Origin of the sequence: Rhodococcus sp. AW25M09, assembly GCF_000333955.1 — a bacterium.
GTDB lineage: Bacteria > Actinomycetota > Actinomycetes > Mycobacteriales > Mycobacteriaceae > Rhodococcoides.
This window is the reverse complement of record NZ_CAPS01000007.1, coordinates 1-2886: the sequence shown is the minus strand read 5'-3', so window position 1 is coordinate 2886 and position 2886 is coordinate 1. Positions and strand designations below refer to the sequence as shown.

General features: G+C 64.4%; 5 protein-coding genes. All 5 read right to left on the bottom strand.

Annotation, left to right across the window (positions count from 1 at the left end; all coding sequences use genetic code 11):
* Positions 1–41: 41 nt before the first annotated feature.
* Positions 42–659, bottom strand: coding sequence for a TetR/AcrR family transcriptional regulator (locus tag RHODMAR_RS01110; RefSeq protein WP_008710334.1), 618 nt, complete (start codon positions 657–659; stop codon positions 42–44).
* 10 nt (positions 660–669) lie between these two features.
* Positions 670–1884, bottom strand: a complete 1215-nt coding sequence (locus RHODMAR_RS01105; protein WP_042937484.1) for an NAD(P)/FAD-dependent oxidoreductase — start codon at positions 1882–1884, stop codon at positions 670–672.
* Positions 1881–2054: a rubredoxin gene (locus RHODMAR_RS01100; protein WP_008710332.1), complete on the bottom strand. Its 174-nt coding sequence runs from the start codon at positions 2052–2054 to the stop codon at positions 1881–1883. Before RHODMAR_RS01100 ends, RHODMAR_RS01105 begins: the two co-directional genes overlap by 4 nt.
* Positions 2051–2215 carry a rubredoxin gene (locus RHODMAR_RS01095; RefSeq protein ID WP_008710331.1) on the bottom strand — a complete coding sequence of 55 codons (165 nt, stop codon included), beginning with the start codon at positions 2213–2215 and terminating at the stop codon, positions 2051–2053. The genes RHODMAR_RS01100 and RHODMAR_RS01095 overlap by 4 nt, the downstream gene beginning before the upstream one ends.
* Positions 2215–2886 (bottom strand): alkane 1-monooxygenase (locus RHODMAR_RS01090; protein WP_008710329.1); only part of this gene is annotated, 672 nt, incomplete at its 5' end. The genes RHODMAR_RS01090 and RHODMAR_RS01095, both read right to left, overlap by 1 nt.

Below are 2886 nucleotides of genomic sequence, written 5' to 3'. Positions count from 1 at the left end.
GGGCTCGAGTGCAATGTCGAGCCGAGGTCGGTGCCGACCGTCTATTCGGCGGCGATCGAATCGATGAACGGCGCGAGCAGCAGCGCCACATCATCGGCTGCGGCGTCGATGTCGTCCGGCGGTTCGGGGATATAGCTCAGGGCCAGTCGAACGATGGCCTTGCTGACGACGTCGGCTTGTCGTGGGCTTGCGCCGACCCATCCGCGCTGGAATGTCTCCGACAGCCGCCCGCCCGCCCGCTCGATGAGCACCGCGCTGTCGGTGGTGATCAGTCGCAGGAGATCCTCGGGTGCGTCGCCGTTGTGGAGCGACCGTACGAGTGGATCCAGTCCACTCAACTGGAAAAACGACGAGAAGCCCTGTCGCAGAGCGGCCGACGAGTCGTTCTCGTGTTGATACAGTGCCGTTTCGCACATGGCGACGAAGAGGTCCGTCAATCTGATGGCGTACCCCTGCGCGACGCCGCGCCGTGAACCGAACTCGTTGTACAGGCTCTGTCTGCTCAGTCCCGCAGCCTTGGCGATGTGGCTCATCGTGACGTTGCGCCAGTTGCGCTCGTGCAACAACTCGCGCAGCGCATCGAGCGCGGTGTCGCGCGCGAGAGTGGACGCCGCTTCACGGTACCGACCGGGGGTCGACGTCTGTTCGGCTGCGGGCATGAAAACGACTCTATCGAACGACCGCATGCGGCTGGTCCAACCAATCTTCTCCGAGTAGATCCCTGTCGATGGGGTCTCCGCTCGCGATGAGCGTTCTGATCTGTCGGATGTCCTTGGGGAACCCCACTCCGATTGCTCCGACGAGCGTGTCGCCGCGTACCGCACAGGCGGTGAAGCGTCGGCTGTCGATGGACCCGCGAACCACGATGTACTCGTCGTCGACGTCGGTCCAACCCGCGAACTGCAGGTTGACGCCGTGCTGAGTGGACCAACCCCACGGAACATCGAGATCGCCGACCTCGAGATTGAGGATGGACCGTGCGGCCCGGGTGCCCTGGTCGACGGCCCCGTTCCAGTGCTCACTTCGATAGGTGCCGCCGAGGATCGGGTTGGGGACCTCGGCGACGTCACCCGCGGCGTAGATGCCGGTGGCCGAGGTTCGCATGGCCTCGTCGACCAGTATCCCGGCTCCGGTGTGCAGTCCGAACTCGGCTGCGAGCTCGATGTTCGGTACCGAACCGGCCGACACCAGCACTGTGCCCGCGCACCAGCTGCGTCCGTCCTGCGCGGCAGCGACAACTGTGCCGTCGTCTTGCTTCTCGAGGCTCGTCACGGCGACATCGGTGTGCATGATGATCCCGTTGTCCGCATGCAGGTCTCGATACATCTGCGAAATCGCGGCCGGTGCGATTCGGTTCAGCGGAGCCGATGCGGCCTCCAGCACCGTCACTTCGGCTCCGAGTGACCGGGCCGCGGCCGCTGCCTCGCACCCGATCAGGCCGCCGCCGATGACCAGTAGTGATCCGGTACGGAGGATGTCGGCGTGCAGCGGTGCCACATCGGCCGCGCTGCGGAGGGTGAACGCGTGCGCCGAACCCGGGAGATCGAGTTGCCGGGCCCGGGAACCCGTTGCCAACAGCAGGGCGTCGTACGGAACCGGATCTCCCTCGTCGAGGAGGACCGCCGAATCGGTGATGGCGGTGGCGGTGACGCCCGAGCGAACATCGACATCGTCGATGGCTGCACCGAGCAGAACCTGATCGACCGATTTGGTGCCCAGCAGCAGCTCCTTGGAGACCGCCGGACGACGGTAGGTGGCCTCCTGTTCGCTACCGATCAGCGTGACGGTCCCCGTGAAACCCTCGGCCCGTAGGACTTTGGCGGCGGTGTACCCGGTGGCACCGGTGCCGACGATCACGACGTTGCCGGGCTGACGAGCAGTCACCCGCGCTCTACCTCGACCATCTCGAAATCGGCTTTCGCGGCACCACAGTCGGGGCACGACCAGTCGTCGGGAATGTCATCCCACTTGGTGCCGGGTTCGATACCGTCCTCGGGCCAGCCCAGCTCTTCGTCGTACTCGAACCCGCACTGCACACAACGGTAAAGCTTCATTTCTTGCTCCTGAAGTCGGCTTTTTCGCGGACGCCACAATCGGGGCACGGCCACTCGTCGGGAATATCGGACCAGGGTGTTCCGGCCGGAAAGCCCTCACGCGGAACGCCGTTGGCCTCGTCGTAGACGAACTCGCACACGGGACACTCGAAGGCGGCCATCACTCGGCCCCGTATGCGGCGAGGATCTTCTTCCGCTTCGACGGCGCGATGTTGACGCGGGTGATGTCACCGTCGTAGTGGTCGAGCACGCGGTGGTCCATCACCTTGCGCCACACCGGCGGGAAGTAGGCGAGCGAGATCATGCTCGCGTAGCCGCTCGGCAGGTTGGGTGCTCCATCCATGCTGCGCAGAGTCTGGTACCGACGGGTGGGGTTGGCGTGGTGATCACTGTGTCGCTGAAGGTGATACAGGAAGATGTTGGTGACGATGTGATCGGAGTTCCAGCTGTGCTCGGGGGTGCACCGCTCGTAGCGGCCGTTGTCCTTCTTCTGACGCTGCAGTCCGTAGTGCTCGAGGTAGTTGACCGTTTCGAGCAGCGAGAATCCGTAGATGGCCTGAATGATCAGGAACGGCAGCACGATCGGACCGAACACCGCGATGAGCACGCCATAGAGGACGACCGACATCAGCCAGGCGTTGAGCACGTCGTTGTGAATGCTCCACGTGCTCTTGCCCAGTCGCTCCATGCGAGCCTTCTCGAGTTCCCAGGACGATTTCAGGCTGCCCCACACGCTGCGGGGGAGGAAGGCCCAGAAGCTTTCGCCGAACTTCGAGCTCGCCGGGTCCTCGGGAGTGGCGACGCGAACGTGGTGGCCGCGGTTGTGCTCGAT